Annotated in this window: 19 protein-coding genes; 9 read left to right on the top strand and 10 right to left on the bottom strand. The window is 34.4% G+C overall.

All coding sequences use genetic code 11. From position 1 onward, the window contains the following. Positions 1–7: 7 nt before the first annotated feature. Positions 8–2,059 (bottom strand): recombinase, encoded by a 2,052-nt coding sequence (locus BM253_RS02875; RefSeq protein WP_091518775.1) that lies wholly within the window; start codon positions 2,057–2,059, stop codon positions 8–10. A gap of 48 nt (positions 2,060–2,107) precedes the next feature. Here BM253_RS02875 and BM253_RS02870 point away from each other — a divergent pair, with 48 nt between their 5' ends. Further along, positions 2,108–2,581: a CYTH domain-containing protein gene (locus BM253_RS02870; protein ID WP_091518771.1), complete on the top strand. Its 474-nt coding sequence runs from the start codon at positions 2,108–2,110 to the stop codon at positions 2,579–2,581. On the opposite strand, the gene BM253_RS02865 is transcribed toward BM253_RS02870, so the two are convergent. The 5 genes from BM253_RS02865 to BM253_RS02845 form a co-directional block, all read right to left on the bottom strand. Further along, on the bottom strand, positions 2,562–2,963 hold the full coding sequence (locus BM253_RS02865) for a septal ring lytic transglycosylase RlpA family protein (RefSeq protein ID WP_091518769.1): 402 nt from the start codon (positions 2,961–2,963) through the stop codon (positions 2,562–2,564). The genes BM253_RS02870 and BM253_RS02865 overlap by 20 nt on opposite strands. After that, positions 2,947–3,588, bottom strand: coding sequence for a septal ring lytic transglycosylase RlpA family protein (locus BM253_RS02860; RefSeq protein ID WP_245758432.1), 642 nt, complete (start codon positions 3,586–3,588; stop codon positions 2,947–2,949). The genes BM253_RS02865 and BM253_RS02860 overlap by 17 nt, the downstream gene beginning before the upstream one ends. Before the next feature lie 82 nt (positions 3,589–3,670). After that, positions 3,671–4,105 (bottom strand): hypothetical protein, encoded by a 435-nt coding sequence (locus BM253_RS02855; RefSeq protein ID WP_091518766.1) that lies wholly within the window; start codon positions 4,103–4,105, stop codon positions 3,671–3,673. A gap of 205 nt (positions 4,106–4,310) precedes the next feature. Then, positions 4,311–4,757: a thioredoxin family protein gene (locus tag BM253_RS02850; RefSeq protein ID WP_177205702.1), complete on the bottom strand. Its 447-nt coding sequence runs from the start codon at positions 4,755–4,757 to the stop codon at positions 4,311–4,313. Positions 4,758–4,768: 11 nt separating this feature from the next. After that, a complete protein-coding gene (locus tag BM253_RS02845) occupies positions 4,769–6,817 on the bottom strand; it encodes a TonB-dependent receptor plug domain-containing protein (protein ID WP_091518760.1) in 2,049 nt (682 codons plus the stop codon). A 106-nt stretch (positions 6,818–6,923) separates the two neighbouring features. Here BM253_RS02845 and BM253_RS02840 point away from each other — a divergent pair, with 106 nt between their 5' ends. From BM253_RS02840 to BM253_RS02825, 4 genes are all read left to right on the top strand, one after another. Next, entirely contained in the window at positions 6,924–7,580 is a 657-nt protein-coding gene (locus tag BM253_RS02840; RefSeq protein ID WP_091518757.1) for a metal-dependent transcriptional regulator, read from the top strand. A gap of 1 nt (position 7,581) precedes the next feature. Continuing rightward, the gene (locus BM253_RS02835) at positions 7,582–8,412 is read left to right on the top strand and encodes a ZIP family metal transporter (protein WP_091518754.1); all 831 of its coding nucleotides are present in this window, start codon (positions 7,582–7,584) and stop codon (positions 8,410–8,412) included. A 220-nt stretch (positions 8,413–8,632) separates the two neighbouring features. After that, complete coding sequence (locus tag BM253_RS02830) at positions 8,633–9,517, top strand: IS982 family transposase (RefSeq protein ID WP_091518752.1); 885 nt, start codon at positions 8,633–8,635, stop codon at positions 9,515–9,517. A gap of 161 nt (positions 9,518–9,678) precedes the next feature. Continuing rightward, positions 9,679–10,398 (top strand): phytanoyl-CoA dioxygenase family protein, encoded by a 720-nt coding sequence (locus BM253_RS02825; RefSeq protein ID WP_091518749.1) that lies wholly within the window; start codon positions 9,679–9,681, stop codon positions 10,396–10,398. Positions 10,399–10,566: 168 nt separating this feature from the next. On the opposite strand, the gene feoB is transcribed toward BM253_RS02825, so the two are convergent. The 3 genes from feoB to BM253_RS02805 all read right to left on the bottom strand — a co-directional run bounded on the left by feoB (position 10,567) and on the right by BM253_RS02805 (position 13,761). After that, the gene (feoB, locus tag BM253_RS02815) at positions 10,567–12,666 is read right to left on the bottom strand and encodes a ferrous iron transport protein B (RefSeq protein WP_091518743.1); all 2,100 of its coding nucleotides are present in this window, start codon (positions 12,664–12,666) and stop codon (positions 10,567–10,569) included. A 6-nt stretch (positions 12,667–12,672) separates the two neighbouring features. Then, positions 12,673–12,894, bottom strand: a complete 222-nt coding sequence (locus tag BM253_RS02810; protein ID WP_091518739.1) for a FeoA family protein — start codon at positions 12,892–12,894, stop codon at positions 12,673–12,675. Positions 12,895–13,062: 168 nt separating this feature from the next. After that, complete coding sequence (locus BM253_RS02805; RefSeq protein WP_091518736.1) at positions 13,063–13,761, bottom strand: SCO family protein; 699 nt, start codon at positions 13,759–13,761, stop codon at positions 13,063–13,065. Positions 13,762–13,999: 238 nt separating this feature from the next. On the opposite strand from BM253_RS02805, the gene BM253_RS02800 reads away from it, so the two are divergent. From BM253_RS02800 to BM253_RS02785, 4 genes are all read left to right on the top strand, one after another. Further along, positions 14,000–14,827 (top strand): hypothetical protein, encoded by an 828-nt coding sequence (locus tag BM253_RS02800; protein ID WP_091518733.1) that lies wholly within the window; start codon positions 14,000–14,002, stop codon positions 14,825–14,827. Positions 14,828–14,838: 11 nt separating this feature from the next. Beyond that, on the top strand, positions 14,839–15,033 hold the full coding sequence (locus BM253_RS02795) for a hypothetical protein (protein ID WP_091518729.1): 195 nt from the start codon (positions 14,839–14,841) through the stop codon (positions 15,031–15,033). Between the two features lie 177 nt (positions 15,034–15,210). Then, positions 15,211–17,265, top strand: coding sequence for a M13 family metallopeptidase (locus tag BM253_RS02790; RefSeq protein WP_091518725.1), 2,055 nt, complete (start codon positions 15,211–15,213; stop codon positions 17,263–17,265). Between the two features lie 73 nt (positions 17,266–17,338). Next, a complete protein-coding gene (locus BM253_RS02785) occupies positions 17,339–19,390 on the top strand; it encodes a M13 family metallopeptidase (RefSeq protein WP_091518722.1) in 2,052 nt (683 codons plus the stop codon). Between the two features lie 57 nt (positions 19,391–19,447). Here BM253_RS02785 and BM253_RS02780 read toward each other — a convergent pair whose 3' ends face one another. After that, complete coding sequence (locus BM253_RS02780; protein ID WP_091518718.1) at positions 19,448–20,008, bottom strand: DUF3575 domain-containing protein; 561 nt, start codon at positions 20,006–20,008, stop codon at positions 19,448–19,450. Between the last annotated feature and the right edge of the window lie 6 nt (positions 20,009–20,014).

Raw genomic sequence — 20,014 nt, 5'->3', positions numbered from 1 at the left:
ATCTAAATCAATTTGTAATAACAGGTTCTTTCTTTTTTCGAGGTGGGAAAAAGAAATGCAAAGGGTGTTTTTTAAAGTGTTTCCAAACCGATTTTTGCAAAGAAAAAACTTCGGTCCACGGAATATTTCGCGATCGGAATGCTAAACCTAACGACAAACCAAAGCTTACAATAAAGTTCATAAATCCTACAAAAAACAATCCTAAAGCGCACCACATCCAAGTAATCCATGGTAGTTGAAAATCGGCACCATAAGCGCCTAGCGCAATGTTTCCACTAACAAACGTAATATGGCGAATATCTAAATTCAAACCTAAAAAGATTCCGATAGAATGCGTGCTTCCCATGAAAACACCAAACCAAAAATTTGAAATAATTCCCGGCCATTTTTTTTCTAACCAACCCGCCAATCTACTAGCTTTATAAGCGCCAATAGTCGATTTTAAAAACGGATTTTCCTGTATGCGGTAATACACCTGATTGTGTTTGTTTTTATTGGATACGTTTCCTGAAATAATTCCCGATAAAAAAAGGAAAACGCCCGCAATACCTGCATGAAAAATTGCCAGCGAATGCACCGGACTTGAATCTTTTAACAAGGTATGCCATTTGGTATCGGTAATGTTTATGCCGGTAATGCTGTCTATAATCCAAATTAAAAGCAATGCCACGCCAAAAGCCATGATAACGTTCCCTACAAAAGCAATGAACTGCGAGCGGAATAATCTTGCAAACAATTTGGCAAAAGAACTGTGTTGTTCGGTTGTTGATGTTTGATTTTTTCTACCTTCTTCGATTGCTTTTATAATGGTTGATGCCGTCATTGCAGGTTGTTTGGTTGCCAGTGCAAATCCGCATAAATAAATTACAATGAAACCAAAGGCGTAGTTCATGCTGTATAAAAACGCAAAACCAAAATCACTGGTATCTGCCTTTGATAATAATACTTTAAAAATACATAAAAAACCTACTACAAGACCCGCACCTAATGATGCTTTAAACATGGAGAAAAACTCTTTGGCTGTTTCTGTAATGTAATGTTCGCCTGTTTTTGCGGTGTATTGGGTAATTTCGTACGATACAACCTGCGTGCTTTCTGCAATTAATTTGCTGATATTATTTTTGTAGCAGTTGTATTCTATAAGCTTTAATGATAGTTTTACGGTATTTTCAATTCGATTGTTTGACTTATCAACAACCAAAAAGTCCATTAAAATTTTAATACGGTCTAACTGTTGTCTTATCCGTAACAGACTTTGATTTACCTTAAGCGTAATACCAAATGTTGCGCTGTTTTTGTAGGCATGCTTAACCAGATCTACACACTGGTTGTACAAAATAACCATTTGTCGGTAGTTTAAGTCATTGGAATCTACAAACTGAATTTCGCCTTTTCGCAAGCGGTTTTCAATCTCTAAAAACTCGTTTTCGAAACCTAAAAACGGACTGCCCAAGTGGTTGTATTTCGGAATCATATTTAAAATACTTGTTTCCATAGAACGCCCGCTCATTCGCTGGGTTAAAAGTCCCATGGCATACAGTATTTCAGACAAAGCGCCTTCATCGGCTTTATCAAAACTATAAATATCTTTGATCTGTAAAATTTCAACCAGTTCTATTAATTCGGTTAACGGAATTTTATTGATCCACACAAAATCGTTTTCCTTATAAAAAACCTGATTCAACGCATATTCCAACGTATCTCTTTTTGGTTGATAAGGTAATATCTTTGCCGAAATACGCTTTCTTATCTCATACAAAAAATCTGAATCCTGCAAAATACCTGCATCTGAAACCATTCTGTGGAAAGATCTTCCCGAAAGAATATTTTTCAGATAATTAGCAAGAATTACACGGTGTTTGTCGAATTCGATCAAATGATCCAGCAGTTCGCGCAAGGTAATATTGGCAACCGCTTTTGGATTTTTTGGGCGATAGTATCGAACCAAATCATATAAAAAATACAGCCGCTCTTGCAAAACCACCTGATCATCTACAATATATTTTGTAAATATTTCATTGACATTTTTATAGGTTAACTGTTTTTTTATTAAACTCATAACTTCTTTTTTACGATATTTGATTTCGAAGAAAACCCTACAAAATCAATGTTAGAAATTGAAAGAAAATTCGCCGTTAAAAGTACTAATTTTTTAGCGAATGCTAAAGAAAGCTACAAGATTACTCAAGGCTATTTGAATACCGATAAAAACCGAACGGTTCGTGTGCGTACCAAAGGAAATAAGGGATTTATTACGGTGAAAGGTATAAGTTCTGCCGATGGTTTATCGCGATTTGAATGGGAAAAAGAGATCGACATTAAAGATGCCGAAGCACTTTTATTGCTGTGCGAAGATTTTGTGATTGATAAAACCCGGTATTTAGTTCCGTTTGGTGCTGTTGTTTTTGAGGTTGATGTTTTTGATGGTGCAAACAAAGGATTAATTATTGCCGAAGTAGAACTGCAAACTACCGATCAACAATTTGAAAAACCCGATTGGCTGGGCGATGAATTAACCGGCGATGAGCGTTTTTACAACGCCTATTTAAGCAATGTGCCTTTTACTTCTTGGAATGATTAACTATTTCTAACTTAACCTGAAGTTTACCCGCTTTTTTATCGTGCGAAATGGCATCAAATGCTTTTTTGCTTAAATCAATTTCTAAACCTTTGGTAAACGGTCCGCGATCGTTAATTTCTACAACTACACTTTTATCATTTTCAATATTAGTAACCTTAACTTTTGTACCAAAACTTAAGGTTTTATGTGCTGCGGTTAATTTGCTGTTAGAAAAAACGGCTCCGCTTGCTGTTTTTCTACCATTAAATTTGTTGTGGTAATAACATGCAAAAACCTCATCTTTAAACAATGAGGTTTTGCTGTTTTTTGTATTGCTTGCCGTTTTACAACTTGCAAAACCAAACAATAATATGATAATAATTAGGCTATATCGCAAATTCATTCAAATCTAAATCATTAGGAACCGAAGTTACAATGTTTAATTCGTCTTGAATTTCTGACTTCTTTTCTTCGTAATCTTCCGGCAAAACTTCCACTTTAACATTTAAGGTTCCGTGATTACGGTTGTGCGTTAAATCCATAAAAGCTTTTTTGCTTAAATCTAACTGACGCCCTTTTGCAAAAGGTCCGCGATCGTTGATTTCAACAATCACTTCTTCGTCGTTTGTAAGATTTGTTACACGCACTTTAGTTCCAAAAGGTAGTGTTTTATGGGCTGCCGTGTATTTTTTGTTACTAAAAACATCGCCGCTTGCTGTTTTTCTACCGTTGAATTTATCGTGATAGTAAGACGCTTTTGTTTCTTCGTGAACGGTTTCTACTTCGTTTTCTAAAGCTTCCAGTTCGGCATTTAATTTAATTAATTCTCTTTTTAATTCAGCTTCTTTTTCGTTTATTTTAGAAGAATCTTTCCCCAAATTATTAGCTGTTGTTTCTACATACGCTAATTCTTTCCCTACAACTTTTACGTTGTTATCCATCTCATTGTTTTTTGTGATAACACTAAAGCCTGTTACTGCCGTAAGTGTTACTAATCCTGCTAAAATTAATGAAAAATGCTTCTTCATAAATTGTAATTTAATTAAACTTCTTTTTTTCTTGTAAAGACAAGAGGATTCTTTTTCTTTTTACGGAATTAAGAATCGAATTTTATAACCAAGCGCTCCAAGGAATTCTTGATAAAATCAAAATAGTTCCTAAAGCAAACATAATTCCAATTGATTTGAATTTTGCTTTGCTTGTAGTCATTTTTTTGTGGCGTGACCAACCAATGGTAATTAATATTACTGCTATAATATTAATTAATGGATGTTCTATTGCATACAATCTCAAATCGGCATTTTTCATTACTTCTCCCATTGGCAAATTAAAAGTTTGAACCATTGACGAATTGAAATAAAGTATTAAACCAATTAACAATTGTGTGTGTGTAAAAATTAAAGCGAATAACGATAATTTACGATCGCCGTCTTTAAATTCTTTGTTTAATGACATTCCGATAATTGCGTTTATCGATGCCACAATCAACAAAATTAAAGCAGCAAAAGCAATGTAAGAATGCGCATGTTGTAAACCTGTTTCCATAGTTATATTTATTGTTGTTTGCGGGTAAAGATAGGCTTTTTTCGTTGCAAAAAACTACCTTTAAATTTTCACACAAAAGCAAATGTACTGAAAAACAACCACATAACAATAATAAAACTTTTTAAAATTACTTTTTTAACATTTTTTAAGAGTTTGTTTTAACATATTTTAGATTGATACTTACTTGCTTAAAAGTGACTTTACACTAGATGATTTCTAAAAAATCGTTCGCAGAAATGTACGATTGCAGAAAAAATATTTCGTTAAAATTTGTATCTAAAAAAATAATGGTCGGATAAATTTGTTGCCTTTTTCCTAAATAAAAATTTACCAATTCATGATAACCTGTTTTTATACCCGTTTGTACAAATTTGTACTGTTTGTGGTTGTAGGTTATTGTAGTTTTAGTTTCGGCATTAAAAAAAATAACGTAATAGTTTTTATTTAGTTTTTCTATCACCTTTTTATTCTTGAAAGTAGTTTGTTGCAACATTTTGCAATATTGGCACCAATCGGTATAAAAGTAAAGCAGTATTGGCCGAGGATTTCTCTCGACCAACTGCTGTAATTGTTCAAAGCTGTATGTTTGCAGTTGTTGTGAATAGCTTTGAACGTAAAAATTAAAAAATAATACTAAAAGTAACTGCTTCAAATTAAATGAGATTAAAAGTTATATCGAACTCCTAAAAAGGTTCTTATACCTTGGTTTGCTGCATATACATACGATGGATCGAAAACCAAACCATACGGATTATCAGGGGTACGCATTGCATTTCCGTTTGGATCAAACTGTACATTTTTATCGAATGGATCGTTTGATCTGGAAATTAAAAACGGAACATTTTTACTTGGTGTCCAATTTAAAAGGTTTTTCACACCACCATAAATCTGAAAGTTTTTAAAACCTTTATATGTTAGCTGAATGTTTTGTATGCTGTAGGTTTCTGAATATTCTGGTCTAGGATCCCATTCGCTCACCAAAGGCAAACGCATTGGTCCGTACAAATTTCCGGTGTAATCAATATCTAAATTAATTGATGGTATGGTGTACGAAACTGCCCATGTACCAGAGAAACGTTCGGTAAGCATTTGGCGTTGTTTAACACCTTCTTCTTCGGTTGATACATCCATTAAAGTTCCGCCAACAATGAATTTTAATCCGTTTCCTAAAATAAGATCCACATTCGCACTGATTCCTTTTGATGTTGCATGTCCGTTTAAGTTATCGTAAATGATCTGATTTGGATTGGTATCATAATCGGGCAAAATGGCATTTGTAAAATAGGTGTACCAAGTTGATGCTTCTAACTGCAACACATTCGATCCAAAATACCATTGTTTTAAATAACTTAAATTTACGTTGTACGATTTTTCGGGTTTTAAATCTTCTAACACAATAACATCTCGCGAACCAGAAAGTGCCGCATGATCTTCGGTAAACAAATTCACTACTCTAAAACCAGTTCCGGCATTTAAACGCAGTACATCGCCCGTATTTGCTTTGTATCTGTAAGCCACGCGCGGTGTAAAAATAGATCCGTGATTGTTGTTATAATCGTACCTTGCTCCTAATAAAATACTATGTTTTGTATTTAACGAAATCTCGTCTTGTGCAAAAAAACCAGGCATTGTCGTAACATCTTTTTCATTGGTTGCTGGTGTATTATCGTCATAAGATGTATATCTAAAAGCAGCCCCAAACAACATATCGTGCTTGCCTAATTTTTTATCCCAGGTTAACTGCCCAAAACCAACTTGCTGTTTTGCCATATAAGGTGTGTTGCCATAAACCGAGTTTTGATCGTGATCGGCATAAGAAAACGAAAAGAACATTTTTTCTGCAAAAGGTAATTCATAGGTTCCCATTAATTCGTATCGATTGGTGTAGATTGATTCGCCATAAACCTCATCGCCACCACGGTAACTTTTATTCCAATCCATTTCGCCACCCCAACGATCTTCGTAAAAATAGCGACCGGCAATAGTAAATAACTTATTGCTTTTTCTGGAGAAATTCCATTTTTGAAAAACCGAAATACGGTCTTGCAAAGTTAAATCGGTAAAATTATCATTGTTTTTATCAATCGGGTTTGAATAATTAAAGTAGTTCACCCCCATTAACAAATGCGCTTTCTCTCCTACTTTGGTGCTTAAACCAACATCGGTATTTACTTCGCCCCAAGAAGTTCCAAATACATCAGCAGAAAAAAGCGACGCGTTTTTAGGGTTTTTTGTAATGATATTAATTAATCCACCAACAGCCTCGCTACCGTATAAAGAAGATGCAGGTCCTTTAACAACCTCAACTCGTTCAATCAGCGAATTTGGAATTCCCGATAAACCATAAACAGTAGAAAGTCCGCTAACAATAGGCATTCCATCGATCAAAACAAAAGTATAAGGTCCTTCCAATCCATTTATATGAATATCGCCTGTGTTACAAACGCTGCAATTTACCTGCGGACGCACCCCGTTTACAATTTGTAAGGCTTCAAAAACATTTGATGTAGGATTTTTCTTAAAAAAGGTAGGCGTATAAACCTCAACAGGCACCAAACTTTCCGATCGAAGCACGGGTTTCATGGTTCCAGAGATAACAATTTCGTCTAAAGTATCATCTTCTATAGAACTGGGAATAGAATCTTGTTCTACCTGTGAAAAAGCTGTTTGAAATCCAATTAAGGATAACATTAAAAGTATATTTTGTTTCATTGAATTATAATTTTAGACAAATCTAAAAATATTTTTATATTCAAACAAAATAAAAAATATAATTTTCAAAATTCTTTTATATCTTTGATTTAAAATTTAGTAGCAAATGCTTACGCACGCAGAAGAAAATTACTTAAAGGTGATTTACCACTTATCGCAAACCGAAGATCAAGGTATATCAACAAACGCCATTGCGCAAAAAATTGATACCAAAGCGTCATCGGTTACCGATATGATTAAAAAATTAAAAGAAAAAGATTTAATAACGCACGAAAAATACCAAGGTGTTTTTATTACGCAATTAGGTATGTACACCGCAAAAATGATTATTAGAAAGCACCGTTTATGGGAAGTTTTTTTGGTTGATAAACTACATTTTAATTGGGACGAAGTGCATGATGTTGCCGAAGAATTGGAACACATAAAATCTGAAAAACTGATTAATGCGTTGGATGCTTTTTTAGGATTTCCGAAAGAAGATCCGCATGGTGACCCTATTCCTAATGCTAAAGGTGAAATTCCATACCGTGAAAAGGAATTATTGACAGAAACAGAAGAAAACAACAATTATATGTGTGTAGGTGTAAAAGATACATCGGTAGCATTTTTGCAGTATTTAGACCGACAAAAAATTGCCTTGGGGAGCACTTTTATGGTTTTAAAACATGAAAATTTTGACCATTCGGTAACGATTCTGTTTCAAGAAAACGAGCTGACTTTATCAAAAGTTGTGGCTCAAAATTTATTCGTTAAAAAGATTTAATATGTTCGATCAATTAATCGCTTTTTTTGAATCGGTAGATCCGGTTTGGGCAGCACTTTTTGCCGGATTGTTCACTTGGTCGTTAACAGCCATTGGTGCGGCGTTGGTTTTTGTTTTTCGAAATCCGAACAAAAAATTATTAGACGGCATGCTTGGTTTTACAGGCGGTGTAATGATTGCTGCCAGTTTTTGGAGTTTGCTTGCCCCTGCTATAAACATGAGCCAAGGCGAAGGTTTTACCAAAGTAATGCCCGCAGCTATTGGTTTTGCATTAGGCGCATTGTTTTTGTTTGTGTTAGATAAAATTTTACCACATTTACATTTGAATCACCCTGTATCGAAAACCGAAGGTGTTAAAACCAAAACTCCCTGGCAAAAAACCACTTTATTGGTTTTAGCAATTACCTTACATAACATTCCCGAAGGTTTGGCGGTTGGCGTTTTGTTTGGCGGTGTTGCCGCCGGAATTCCCGAAGCAACCATTGCCGGTGCGTTAACATTAGCAATTGGTATTGGTTTACAAAATTTACCCGAAGGTTTGGCGGTTTCGTTTCCGCTACGTAGAGCTGGTATGAGTCGTGGAAAAAGTTTTATGTACGGACAAAGTTCTGCTTTGGTTGAACCTATTGCGGCTGTGATTGGTGCATTAGCCGTTGGTTTTTTTACTCCGATTTTGCCTTACGCATTAGCATTTGCAGCCGGAGCCATGATTTTTGTTGTGATTGAAGAAGTAGTTCCCGAAACCCAGCAAGGCGATAATGGCGATATTGCTACCCTTGGTTTTATTGGCGGATTTATTGCTATGATGATGTTGGATGTAGCTTTGGGGTAGTTTACCAACCGTTGACACGAGCTATCTTTACAAAAATTGCAATTAAACAGCCTAAAACAAAAAAACCGATAATACCATCACTTAATTCTTTGTCAGGTTGCTCATTGTAATTATAATAATATTTAATATTTAGTTTTCTTTTACCCGTAGTGCATTATAAAAAAGTTGCTCAAAACACTAATAATTAGTATATTGTATTGACTGACAATCAGATACAATCATGAGCAACTTAGAAGCAAGTTACAAATTAATTTTAATCGAATTACGTAAAATAGCAGAATTTGAAAATATGTATTTCAAGCCAATAAAGCCAAAGCTATCTGATATAGAATTGATTAGCTTAATGATTTTGGCGGAATTCAAATCGATTGATTCTGAACATCAACTTTTTAGAGACATAAAAGGTTTTGAAATTGCATCCAGAATTGAGCGAAGCGTTTATAACAGAAGAAAAAGAAAACTATTTCCATTTATGGAAGAAATCAGAATGAAAATGGTTGAAAAATTTAATGAGTTTGAAACCTTTTTTGTAGTAGATAGTATGCCGTTGGAGGTTTGTAAAATTTCACGCTCATCACGTAGTAAAATTTGTAAAGAAACAGATTACGCTATTCCAAATAAAGGATTTTGTGCCTCTCAAAACTTACATTTTTACGGGTATAAATTACACGCTGTTTGTTCAATTAATGGTGTTTTTCAGAGCTTTGATTTATCTCCTGCTTCGGTTCATGATATTCATTATTTACAAGATATTAAAATGCAACTATCCGATTGTGTGATACTTGCCGATAAGGGCTATCTTTCTAGCACTATACAGCTAGACTTATTTAAGGAGGTAAATATACAATTGGAAACGCCAAAAAGAAAAAATCAGAAAGACTACAAACCACAATTTTATCCCTTTAAAAAATACAGGAAAAGGATTGAGACTTTATTCTCTCAACTATGTGACCAGTTTATGATAAGAAGGAATTATGCCAAAACTTTTCAGGGATATAAAACAAGAATTTTGACTAAAATTACAACACTTACCACTATTCAATATTTGAATAGATTTGTGTTTAATAGAAACATCAACAAATTAAAAATTAATCTCGTTGGATAATGCACTACGGGTTTTCTTTTATCTCCTTTTATTCTAAAATATAGCAAATCAAAAAAGCATCTAAAATTCGCTCCTAAATAGAGAAAAAGATATTTTCGAAGAAAGATTGTAAAGAGGTGTATCATAAAACTAAAATAATAAAAAACACTAAATAATAAAACATGTCTTATAATAATCAGATTCCGGAATGTCTTCACAACAAAGGTTTTTCTATTGTTGATGGAATTTATAATGATACAGAAATCGATTCCATGATTTCGTGTATTAATAAAGCCGATCAAACGAATACTACCTTTCGTAAAACGGCTGATTTATTTGCAATAAGACAAGTTGTGAAAGAAATTCCGGAAATACTTCCATTCATTTTTAATGATAATCTTCAACGTCTGATATCAAATATTTTGGGGAATGATTATTTCATTGTAAAAAGCATCTATTTTGATAAACCTGAAAATTCAAACTGGTACGTTGCGTATCATCAAGATCTGACGATTTCGGTTGATAAAAAAGCAGAAATCGAGAACTTTGTTAATTGGACTAAAAAGCAAAATCAGTTTGCGGTTCAACCTCCAATCTCTGTTTTAGAAAATATTGTAACCTTACGAATTCATTTAGATGAAACCAATTCAGAAAACGGTGCCCTAAAGGTTATAGAGAACTCTCATTCAAAAGGAATTTACAGACCAGAAACCATCAATTGGGAAAATGAAAAAGAAGTAACTTGTAATGTTAACAAAGGCGGTGTTATGCTTATGAAACCATTGTTATTGCATAGTTCAGGTAGAACAACAAACAGTAAAAAACGCAGAGTTATTCATATTGAACTATCAAACATCAATCTTCCAAAAAAATTAAACTGGGCTGAAAAACAGGAAATATAAAACGTTTCCACAGGCTCAACGTCCGTATCCACCATATTTTTTACCCACAACCACAGTTGCTATCATTACCGCAACCGCCTTTTCTCTTCTTTTTAAAAACAAACTTTTTTAGTAAAAAGGCAACCGCCATGCACAACAATATATAAACAATAACATTTTGCATACGCTTTATTTTAAAAGTTGATAAGCAATTAACGCGGTAACATAAGCTACTCCGGTCATAAAAATCATTTGTATAAATGTCCATTTCCACGAGTTGGTTTCTTTTTTTGTAACCCCCACGGTTGATAAACACTGCATGGCAAAAGCGTAAAAAAGTAATAACGAAATACCTGTTGCAAAGGTGTAAACAGATGTTCCGTCTGCACGTTTTTCATTCGCCATTCTGTCAATAATTCTAGTTTCGTCTTCGGCAGCATCTTCGCCTAAATTGTATAAAGTTGCTAAATTTCCAACAAAAACCTCACGCGCAGCAAACGATGTTAAAACGGCGATACTTATTTTCCAATCATAACCCAACGGACGAAAAACAGGTTCAATGGTTCTTCCTATAATTCCTATGTACGAATGCTCTAACTGATAACCCGCAATTTCACTTGCCAGTTCTTCTTCGGTCAATCGTTCGTTCATTTGTTTTTCGGCAACCATTTCTTCTGCATTTCCAAAAGTATCACTCGGCCCGTGCGATCCTAAAAACCATAAAATAACCGATAACGCCAAAATAATTTTTCCGGCACCTACAATGTATGAAACCACTTTTTCGTACATATTCAAGAAAACATTCTTTAAAATAGGTGCTTTGTACGTAGGCATCTCAATTACAAAAAACGATTTTCTGTCGGCTTTAATAATCTTGCTTAAAACCCAACCAGAAAGCAACGCAGCCAAAAATCCTAAAACATACATCATGGTCATTACAAAAGCCTGCAACGGTACAAAACCTAAAATATATGTTTTTGGAATGATGAGCGATATGATGATAATGTACACCGGAATACGTGCCGAACATGTTGTAAACGGCGTAACCAGCATGGTAATTAATCGTTCTTTTGGATTTTCGATGTTACGCGCACTCATGATTGCCGGAATAGCACACGCAGTTCCCGATACTAACGGAACGACAGATTTTCCGCTTAAACCGAAAGGTTTCATGATCCGGTCCATTAAAAATACCGCCCGACTCATATAACCGGTTTCTTCTAAAATCGATATTAAAAAGAATAAAATGGCAATTTGCGGCACAAACATCAATACACCGCCCAAACCGGGAATAACTCCATCGGCAAGCAATTCGGTTAATTTTCCTTCGGGCAGATTTGCGCTTGTCCAAGCTGATAAATCGGCAAATAATCCATCAACAAAATCCATTGGGAAAGCTGCCAGTTCAAAGATCGATCCGTAAATCAACAACAAAACAAAGAAAAAGATGATGTAGCCCCAGAATTTGTGCGTTAAGATTCGATCGAACTTCATGCGGATATCCGTTGCTTTTGAAGTATCGATTCTATAGGTATCCTTTAAAATTTCATTAATGAACTGATAACGCTTAATGGTTTCGCGCTGTTGTAACTTTTTCAGTTCGTTTTCTGATTTCTGAACCGCTGAACTACTTGAAACAACCGGACTTAATTTTTCGAACTGAAAAACTCCGGTCTGCGTTAACCAAACTTTGTAAGGATTTTCATTTGGATATAGGTGCCCTAACAGTGTAAAATAGTTTTCATCAATCGATTTTAAATCGAAAATGCTATTAGTATTGTACTTGGTATAATTTAAAACGGCTTGCTTTAAATCGTTAATTCCTTCCTTTTTTCTTGCTGAAATCAGAACAATTTTGGTATCTAACGCTTTTTCCAATGCGGGCACATCAATAGAAATTCCTTTCTTTTCCATTTGATCTGCCATGTTCAGTGCCAAAATTGTAGGAAAACCCAAATCTTTAACCTGCGTAAAAAGCAACAGGTTTCGTTTTAAATTTTCTACTTCGGCAACCACCACAATTACATCGGGAAAATCTTTGTTCGATGCATCAAAAATGGCTTTCAGTGCAATTTCTTCGTCTTTAGAACTTGGATTTACAGAGTAAACACCCGGCAAATCTATAATATGTGCTTTGGTATCATTTGCTAAAGTTGTTGTACCAACTTTACGTTCCACGGTTACGCCCGGATAATTCCCAACGTGCTGGTTTAAGCCTGTTAATGCGTTAAAAACAGAAGTTTTACCTACATTTGGGTTCCCAATTAACGCTACTTTTAGTTGTTTCATTAAATGTTATATCAGTTCAACTTCAATTTCTTTTGCTAAATCTTTACGAATACTTAAAAACGAATCGTTTACTTTTATGTAGATTGGATCAGATAAAGGTGCAATTTGCAAAACCTCCACCATATTTCCTGGTAAGCAGCCCATTTCAATTAATTTTAAAGGAACTTTTTCTTCATTTACATAAATGATGGTTCCTTTTTGGCTCTTTTTTAAAAAATCAAGAGTCATAACTTCTTATTTAGAATTATTTTAGATTACAAATCTACTCATTAAAAAAGGGAAATCCCAATATTTGGAAAATTCCCCTTTACAATTTCTTAACATTTATAAATATTTTAACTTTTTGAAGCACAGACCTCACTGGTTTTAAAGACCTGTGAGATTTATACAAAACAATTAATCCTTTTCATTCAACCATTTAATGTCTTCTAAAAGTTGTTGCATATTTTTGGTATTATCGCCTTTGTCTTTGTCTAAATTGGTGCCGTCGTAAAACCCGCGAATGCGTCCATTTTTATCAACCAAGATAAAATTTTCGGTATGTACCATATCATACAATTCGCCTGAAGTTTCGGTCTTTACCGCCAAAAACGATTGTCTTGCCAAGTAATAAATATCCTTTTTATCGCCAGTAACCATGTTCCATTTGCTGTCTATCACTCCTTTTTCATCGGCATATTTTCGTAAAACTTCGGGCGTATCAATATCAGGTGTAACAGAGAACGACAATAACTTTACGTTAGGCATGTCTTTAATTTTATCTTGCAGCCACACCATATTATCGGTCATAATGGGACAAATAGTTGGGCAGGTTGTAAAAAAGAAATCGGCAACGTAAATAGTGTTTTCGTAATCTTTCTGAGTAATGGTTTTGTTGTTTTGGTTCTGAAAAGAAAAATCGGCAATTTTATGCTCCATTTTATTGTTTTTGTGCTGAACCAAACTGTCAACCAATTCCGGATTCACCATAGCAGGCGTATAAATTGGCAATTGTTTTTCGGGTTTCAGGGCATTGTAGAATAGCGACAAAATAATAACCGACAATACACCAATGGTTAAAAACAAGTAGCGGTAACGATAAAAAAGATCCTTCATTACTAAAATTTTGTGCAAAATTACAAAACGTTTCAGCTAAAAACGGTTAAATAAGTTATAAAACAGTCTTTTAATTGCGTTTAGTTTTTATTTTTGACAATAGTGATTTAAAAATATTTTATAATAAAATTAATAAAAATTTAAGATAAATAAGATTGTTTTTGTATTTAAATTTGCAATTGATAGCTATCAATACCAATTATTATTTGTTTTATTGTAATTTTAAATTATAATTATCATGAAGAAATTTTTGTTATTATTCGTTAGTATAGCTTTATTAACAAGCTGTGAAAATTCTGAAACTCTTCCTGTTAATGAAGAGAATAATTTAGTTCAAAAAATTAATCAATCTGCTAAAACATTTCAAAAGAAAAGTGAAACTTATTCTACTTATGGTAATAAAAAACCAATAGATAGAAATAAAGCAATTAAGTTAGGAATAGCGGATGCAATTGGAGGTTTAATTTCTTCAGGCGCTGGTCCATACGGAACTCTATGGGGTGGTTTTCTTTCCACTTTAACAGTAGAACCTTATTTGAGAACATCTAAAAAAATTTCTTCTGAAAATGAAGAAATTGAATTACCGGTAGATAACAATGAGTTATTTATTTATGGACATTTCGGTAAAAACCATAATGTATTAATGAAAAATGCAATTGATAATAATATTAAGGCAAACATAATTAATAATAGTTTGGAGTCAGAATTAAGAAATTATATGTTATCAAATAATTTTTATGATGAAGAAGATATATCATTAGCTTTTATTCAAAATGAAAATAATTTAGTAAATATCATAAGTAAAGCTAATGAAAATAGTGTAATGGACAATTTCAATCACGAAAATTTTATGAACTCATTCAGATTAAATGCTTTTCAAAAAGAAATTGTTAATACAATAAATGGGAATTTAAATACTATAGAGGATTCTAATATTTCAGCATACTTATTATCAGTTCAAAATATTATAAGCAATGATAATACTTTGACACCTGAAGATAAAAAATCTATATTAATTTATATAGCAATATTAAACTCTAGCACTATGCTGTGGTTAAATAACTAAACAATCTTACTATGAAAAAAGTAATTTTATTCATAAGTATTTTATTATTCATCTTCATAATTTTTGAAGGAATAAAACAACAGAGCGATTATTTGACAATTGGAGGGGGAATTTTATTAGGTTTTTCTATTCGTTCAATTTTACCGCCAATTACTAACAAATCAGTAAATCTAAAAAGTTGTTTAAAAAAAATGACCGCCAATTAACAGCTCTTTACTAATTTAAAGATTGTTTTCTGTTCAAATGGTATTCATTTTTATTTTAAAAAGCCTTAAACTATTATATAGTTTGAGGCTTTTCTATACTATGATTATAGCTTTCTAAAGCAATCTTTCTTCTATAAATTCCTATATTTGTTTTAAACAATAGATCTAACAACAAATATGAATAAAAAATTTCTATTCTTGCCTGCAACTTTATTAATGATTGCAACATCAACAATACAGGCACAAGATAAATCTGCAGAAAGTCACGGAATCAACTTGGAATACATGGATAAAAACGTGAAACCGGGCGATGATTTCTTTAGATATGTGAATGGCGAATGGTTTGATAAAACCGAAATTCCTGCCGATAGAACGCGTTGGGGAAGTTTTGATGAATTACGCCAAAATACCGATATTGATGCGTTGACCATTTTAAAAGAAGCGGTTAACAATAAAAAGTTAGATCCAAAATCGGATCAAATGAAAGCAGTTAACGTTTTTAAAACTTATTTGGATTTAGATACCCGCAACAAATTAGGTATTACACCTATTCAATCTACATTAGATCAAATCAACAAAATTAAAAATGCTAATGACGTTGTTGCATTATTAAAAGAAAAAATGCCCGAAGGCAGTTTAGGCTTTTTTGGATTGTATGTTGGTGCAGATGCTATGGATTCTAACAAAAACACTATTTACGTTTCTCCGGGAAGTATTGGTTTACCAGACCGCGATTATTATGTTTCTAAAGATGCCGATTCGCAAGATAAAAAGCAGAAATACGAAGTACACGTTGCCCGTATGTTGCAATTTTTAGGAATTGATGAAGCATCGGCTAAAAAACAGGCAGCACAAGTTGTTGCTTTAGAAACTAAAATGGCAGAAGCACGTTTAGACCGTGTTGAACGTCGCGATCGTAGAAAAACCTACAACCCAATGTCGGTTGCCGAATTGCAAAAATTAACTCCAACAGTTAATTGGAACAACTATTTATCGGCAGCCGGATTAAAAAATGTAGATCAAATTGTGGTTTCTATGCCAAAATACATGGAAACATTAGAAAATATCTTTAAAACAGCTAGTGCAGATGAATTGAAAGCGTATTTACGTTGGATGTTGATCAACAAAAACACCGGAGTTTTAACCACTGCGATTGATGAAGCGAATTTTGATTTTTACAGCAAAACCTTAACCGGAGCTATTGCGCAACGCCCAATTGAAGAGCGTGCGTTGCAGGTTGTAAACGGAACGGTTGGCGAAGCTTTGGGTAAACTGTATGTTGAAAAGAAATTCCCGCCAGAAGCAAAAGCAAAGGCAAAAGAAATGATCGATTATGTTTTCTTGGCGTTTGAAAACCGTATCAACAATCTACCTTGGATGACTCCTGCTACTCGTCAGGGAGCGATTGAAAAATTGCGTAAATCAACAGTAAAAATCGGATATCCTGACAAATGGGAAGATTATTCAAAGGTTGAAATTAAAGCACCTGAAAACGGCGGAACCTATTACGAAAACATGAAAAATGTTGCAAGCTGGCGTTTTGCTAAAAACATGGCAGAATACGGCAAACCGGTAGATAAAACTAAATGGGGTATGTCGCCACAAACGGTAAACGCGTATTTTAACCCAACAAACAACGAAATTGTGTTTCCGGCAGCTATTTTGCAACCACCTTTTTACGATTATAAAGCCGATATGGCTGTGAATTTTGGTGGAATTGGAGCGGTAATTGGTCACGAAATTTCGCATGGATTCGATGATTCTGGTTCTCGATACAATGCCGACGGTAACTTGGTGAACTGGTGGACAGAAGACGATTTAAAGCAATTTACAGGATTAGGCGGCGCTTTGGCAGATCAATACTCGGCTTTAGAACCGCTACCGAATACGTTTGTAGATGGTAAATTTACGTTAGGAGAAAACATTGGAGATTTAGGTGGAGTGAACGCTGCGTACGACGGATTACAGTTGTATTTAAAAGATAAAGGTCGTCCGGGATTAATCGACGGATACACGCCTGAACAACGTTTCTTTATTTCGTGGGGAACCATCTGGAGAACGAAAATGCGCGATGAAGCCATTAAAAATCAGGTAAAAACCGATCCACACGCTCCGGGAATGTACCGTTCGTATGTGCCTTTGCAAAATGTTGATTCTTGGTACAAAGCTTTCGACATTAAACCAGGCGATAAATTATACGTTTCACCAGAAAATCGAGTAAAAATCTGGTAAAAACAATCTTAAACGGCAATGTAACAATTGCCGTTTTTTTATACTAATTTTAGAAAATTAACTTTTTTAACGAATGAAAAAAATAACGCAACTAAGTTTGCTGGCTGTTTTGGCATTAACGTCTTGTAAAAAAGACAAGGCAGAAACAGACAACCAAACACACGGTATCGCCTTACAGTACATGGATACTACCGTTAAACCGGGCGATGATTTTTACCGTTTTGTAAATGGTAAATGGTTCGATAAAACCGAAATTCCTGCAGATAAATCAACTTGGGGTAGTTTTGATGAGCTGGCTAAAAATACCGATTTGGATGTTTTGAACATGCTGAAAGAAGCTGCTAATAACAAAGATTTAAAATCAAGTTCTGATGAAGGCAAAGCGGTAAATCTATACAAAACCTATTTAGATACGGTTTCGCGTGCCAACTTAGGCATTAAACCTATCGAAGCTGATTTGGCACAAATTGCAGCTATTAAAACGATTGATGATGTAAATGCGTTGATTCAATCGACTATTTTTAAAGGTGGAACAGGATTATTCGGTACGTATGTAAGTGCTGATGCGTTAGATTCAAACAAAAACGTGGTCTATGTCTACGGAACTTCAACCGGATTAGGCGAACGCGATTATTATTTATTGAAAGATGCCGAAACAACAGAAATTCGTAACAAATACGAAAAACATGTTGCCCGTATGCTTAAAGCTGTCGGCAATAGTGAAGCGGATGCTACAGCAAAAGCAGCAAAAGTTTTAGCGTTTGAAACTAAAATATCTGAAGCAGAATTAACTCGTGTAGAGTTACGTGACGATCGTAAAACCTATAACCCAATGCCTGTTACCAAACTGCAAAGCATCGCATCAAACATTAATTGGTCGGCTTATTTTGATAAAACAGGTTTAAAGAATATCGATACCGTAGTGGTTTCTCAGCCAAAAGCATTGGCTAAAATGAACGAATTGCTTAAAACTACACCTATCGAAGATTTAAAAGCCTACCTAACATGGAACGTAATCAACGGTTCCGCTTCTATGTTGTCTCCTGAATTAGAAAAAGCAAACTGGGAGTTTTTCAGCAAAGTTTTATCGGGCGCACAAAAGCAAAAACCAATCGAAGAACGTGCAGTTAACATTGTAAACAGTTCGTTAGGCGAAGCTTTAGGAAAATTATATGTAGAGAAAAAATTCCCTGCTGAAGCAAAAGCAAAAGCGAAGGAAATGATTGAAAACGTTGTGAAAGCATACGAAAATCGTATTAAAAACCTTCCTTGGATGGCTCCTGCAACACGTCAGGGTGCATTAGATAAGTTGGCGAAATTGAGTATTAAAATTGGATATCCTGACAAATGGGAAGATTATTCAAAACTTACTGTTAAAAGTCCGACAGAAAAAGGAACTTATTTCGATAACATGAAAGCTATTACCGAATGGGGTATTAAAAAGAATTTTGCAGAATACGGAAAACCTGTTGATAAAACCAAATGGGGTATGCCGCCACAAATGGTAAACGCGTATTACAACCCGGCTTATAACGAAATTGTTTTCCCGGCAGCTATTTTACAACCGCCATTCTATGATTACAAAGCAGACGAAGCAGTTAATTATGGTGGAATTGGCGCAGTAATTGGTCACGAGATTTCGCATGGTTTTGATGATTCTGGTGCGCGATACAATGCCGATGGTAATTTAGTTGACTGGTGGCAACCAAGCGATTTAACGCAGTTTACCAAATTAGGAAAAAGCTTGGCAGCACAATACAGTGCGTTGCAACCTTTCAGCGGTATTTATGTTGATGGAGATTTTACTTTAGGAGAAAACATTGGCGATTTAGGCGGAATTACCGCTGCTTACGATGGTTTACAGATTTTCTTAAAGAACAATCCACAGGAAAAAATCAACGGATTTACTCCGGAACAACGTTTCTTTATTTCGTGGGCAACCGTTTGGAGAACAAAATCTCGTGATGAGTATGTGAAAAATCAGGTTAAGACCGATCCACATGCACCGGGAATTTATCGTTCGTACGTTCCTTTACAAAATTTAGATGCTTGGTACGAAGCTTTTAATGTTACACCAGAAAACAAGTTGTACATTAAACCGGAAAACCGCGTAAAAATATGGTAAAATAAAAAAAAGCTGTTTCAAATTGAAACAGCTTTTTTATTTTATAATTATCTTTTATTAAAAACGGTAACCAATATTAATACCTGCATTTAATTCAACTCCCATAAATTCATCAGAAACTTCTTGACTAAAATTTCTACCAATATTTACAAAAGGTGAAACTGTAAAGGCATCGTTTTTAACCAATTTGTATCCTGCTCCTACTCCGATAATGAATGAATTCATATCTACTTTTTGTCTTTCATAAACGCTTTTAGCGATTTCTACATCGTGTTCGTAATCACCAAAACGGTATTTTAAGAACGGTTGTGCGTAAAAGCCCGATGCATGTTCACCTTCTTTCCCGCCAAAATAAAAGCTGTAGTTTACGGCAATAGCATTGGTGTTGAACTGCTTGAATTTTCCTTCTTTTTTGTTTTGTCCGTAGTACGAAAAACGATCGTTAATTAATAAATCTACTCCGATTGATTGGTCTTGATCGATAAAATGCTCGTAACCAATTTCAACAGATTGGTTTACAATCGTATTAAAAATGTTTAATTCTACTTCGTTTAAAGCCTGTGCCTGTGCGTTTGCTGTGCCCACTAAAGCGCAAACTGCTAAAAGTAATCTTTTCATAATCAT

This window comes from Paenimyroides ummariense, from assembly GCF_900115115.1.
In the GTDB taxonomy this organism is placed as follows: domain Bacteria; phylum Bacteroidota; class Bacteroidia; order Flavobacteriales; family Flavobacteriaceae; genus Flavobacterium; species Flavobacterium ummariense.
The sequence above is the reverse complement of the archived record's forward strand: the minus strand, read 5'-3'. Positions and strand labels throughout refer to the sequence as shown.

Coding starts and splice junctions, on each gene's coding strand:
- BM253_RS02800 (WP_091518733.1), top strand. CDS start 14,000: ATGAAGAAATTTTTGTTATTATTCGTTAGTATAGCTTTATTAACAAGC.
- BM253_RS02875 (WP_091518775.1), bottom strand. CDS start 2,059: ATGAGTTTAATAAAAAAACAGTTAACCTATAAAAATGTCAATGAAATA.
- BM253_RS02795 (WP_091518729.1), top strand. CDS start 14,839: ATGAAAAAAGTAATTTTATTCATAAGTATTTTATTATTCATCTTCATA.
- BM253_RS02830 (WP_091518752.1), top strand. CDS start 8,633: ATGAGCAACTTAGAAGCAAGTTACAAATTAATTTTAATCGAATTACGT.
- BM253_RS02865 (WP_091518769.1), bottom strand. CDS start 2,963: ATGAATTTGCGATATAGCCTAATTATTATCATATTATTGTTTGGTTTT.
- BM253_RS02825 (WP_091518749.1), top strand. CDS start 9,679: ATGTCTTATAATAATCAGATTCCGGAATGTCTTCACAACAAAGGTTTT.
- BM253_RS02790 (WP_091518725.1), top strand. CDS start 15,211: ATGAATAAAAAATTTCTATTCTTGCCTGCAACTTTATTAATGATTGCA.
- BM253_RS02785 (WP_091518722.1), top strand. CDS start 17,339: ATGAAAAAAATAACGCAACTAAGTTTGCTGGCTGTTTTGGCATTAACG.
- feoB (WP_091518743.1), bottom strand. CDS start 12,666: ATGAAACAACTAAAAGTAGCGTTAATTGGGAACCCAAATGTAGGTAAA.
- BM253_RS02810 (WP_091518739.1), bottom strand. CDS start 12,894: ATGACTCTTGATTTTTTAAAAAAGAGCCAAAAAGGAACCATCATTTAT.
- BM253_RS02840 (WP_091518757.1), top strand. CDS start 6,924: ATGCTTACGCACGCAGAAGAAAATTACTTAAAGGTGATTTACCACTTA.
- BM253_RS02870 (WP_091518771.1), top strand. CDS start 2,108: ATGTTAGAAATTGAAAGAAAATTCGCCGTTAAAAGTACTAATTTTTTA.
- BM253_RS02860 (WP_245758432.1), bottom strand. CDS start 3,588: ATGAAGAAGCATTTTTCATTAATTTTAGCAGGATTAGTAACACTTACG.
- BM253_RS02805 (WP_091518736.1), bottom strand. CDS start 13,761: ATGAAGGATCTTTTTTATCGTTACCGCTACTTGTTTTTAACCATTGGT.
- BM253_RS02835 (WP_091518754.1), top strand. CDS start 7,582: ATGTTCGATCAATTAATCGCTTTTTTTGAATCGGTAGATCCGGTTTGG.
- BM253_RS02780 (WP_091518718.1), bottom strand. CDS start 20,008: ATGAAAAGATTACTTTTAGCAGTTTGCGCTTTAGTGGGCACAGCAAAC.
- BM253_RS02855 (WP_091518766.1), bottom strand. CDS start 4,105: ATGGAAACAGGTTTACAACATGCGCATTCTTACATTGCTTTTGCTGCT.
- BM253_RS02845 (WP_091518760.1), bottom strand. CDS start 6,817: ATGAAACAAAATATACTTTTAATGTTATCCTTAATTGGATTTCAAACA.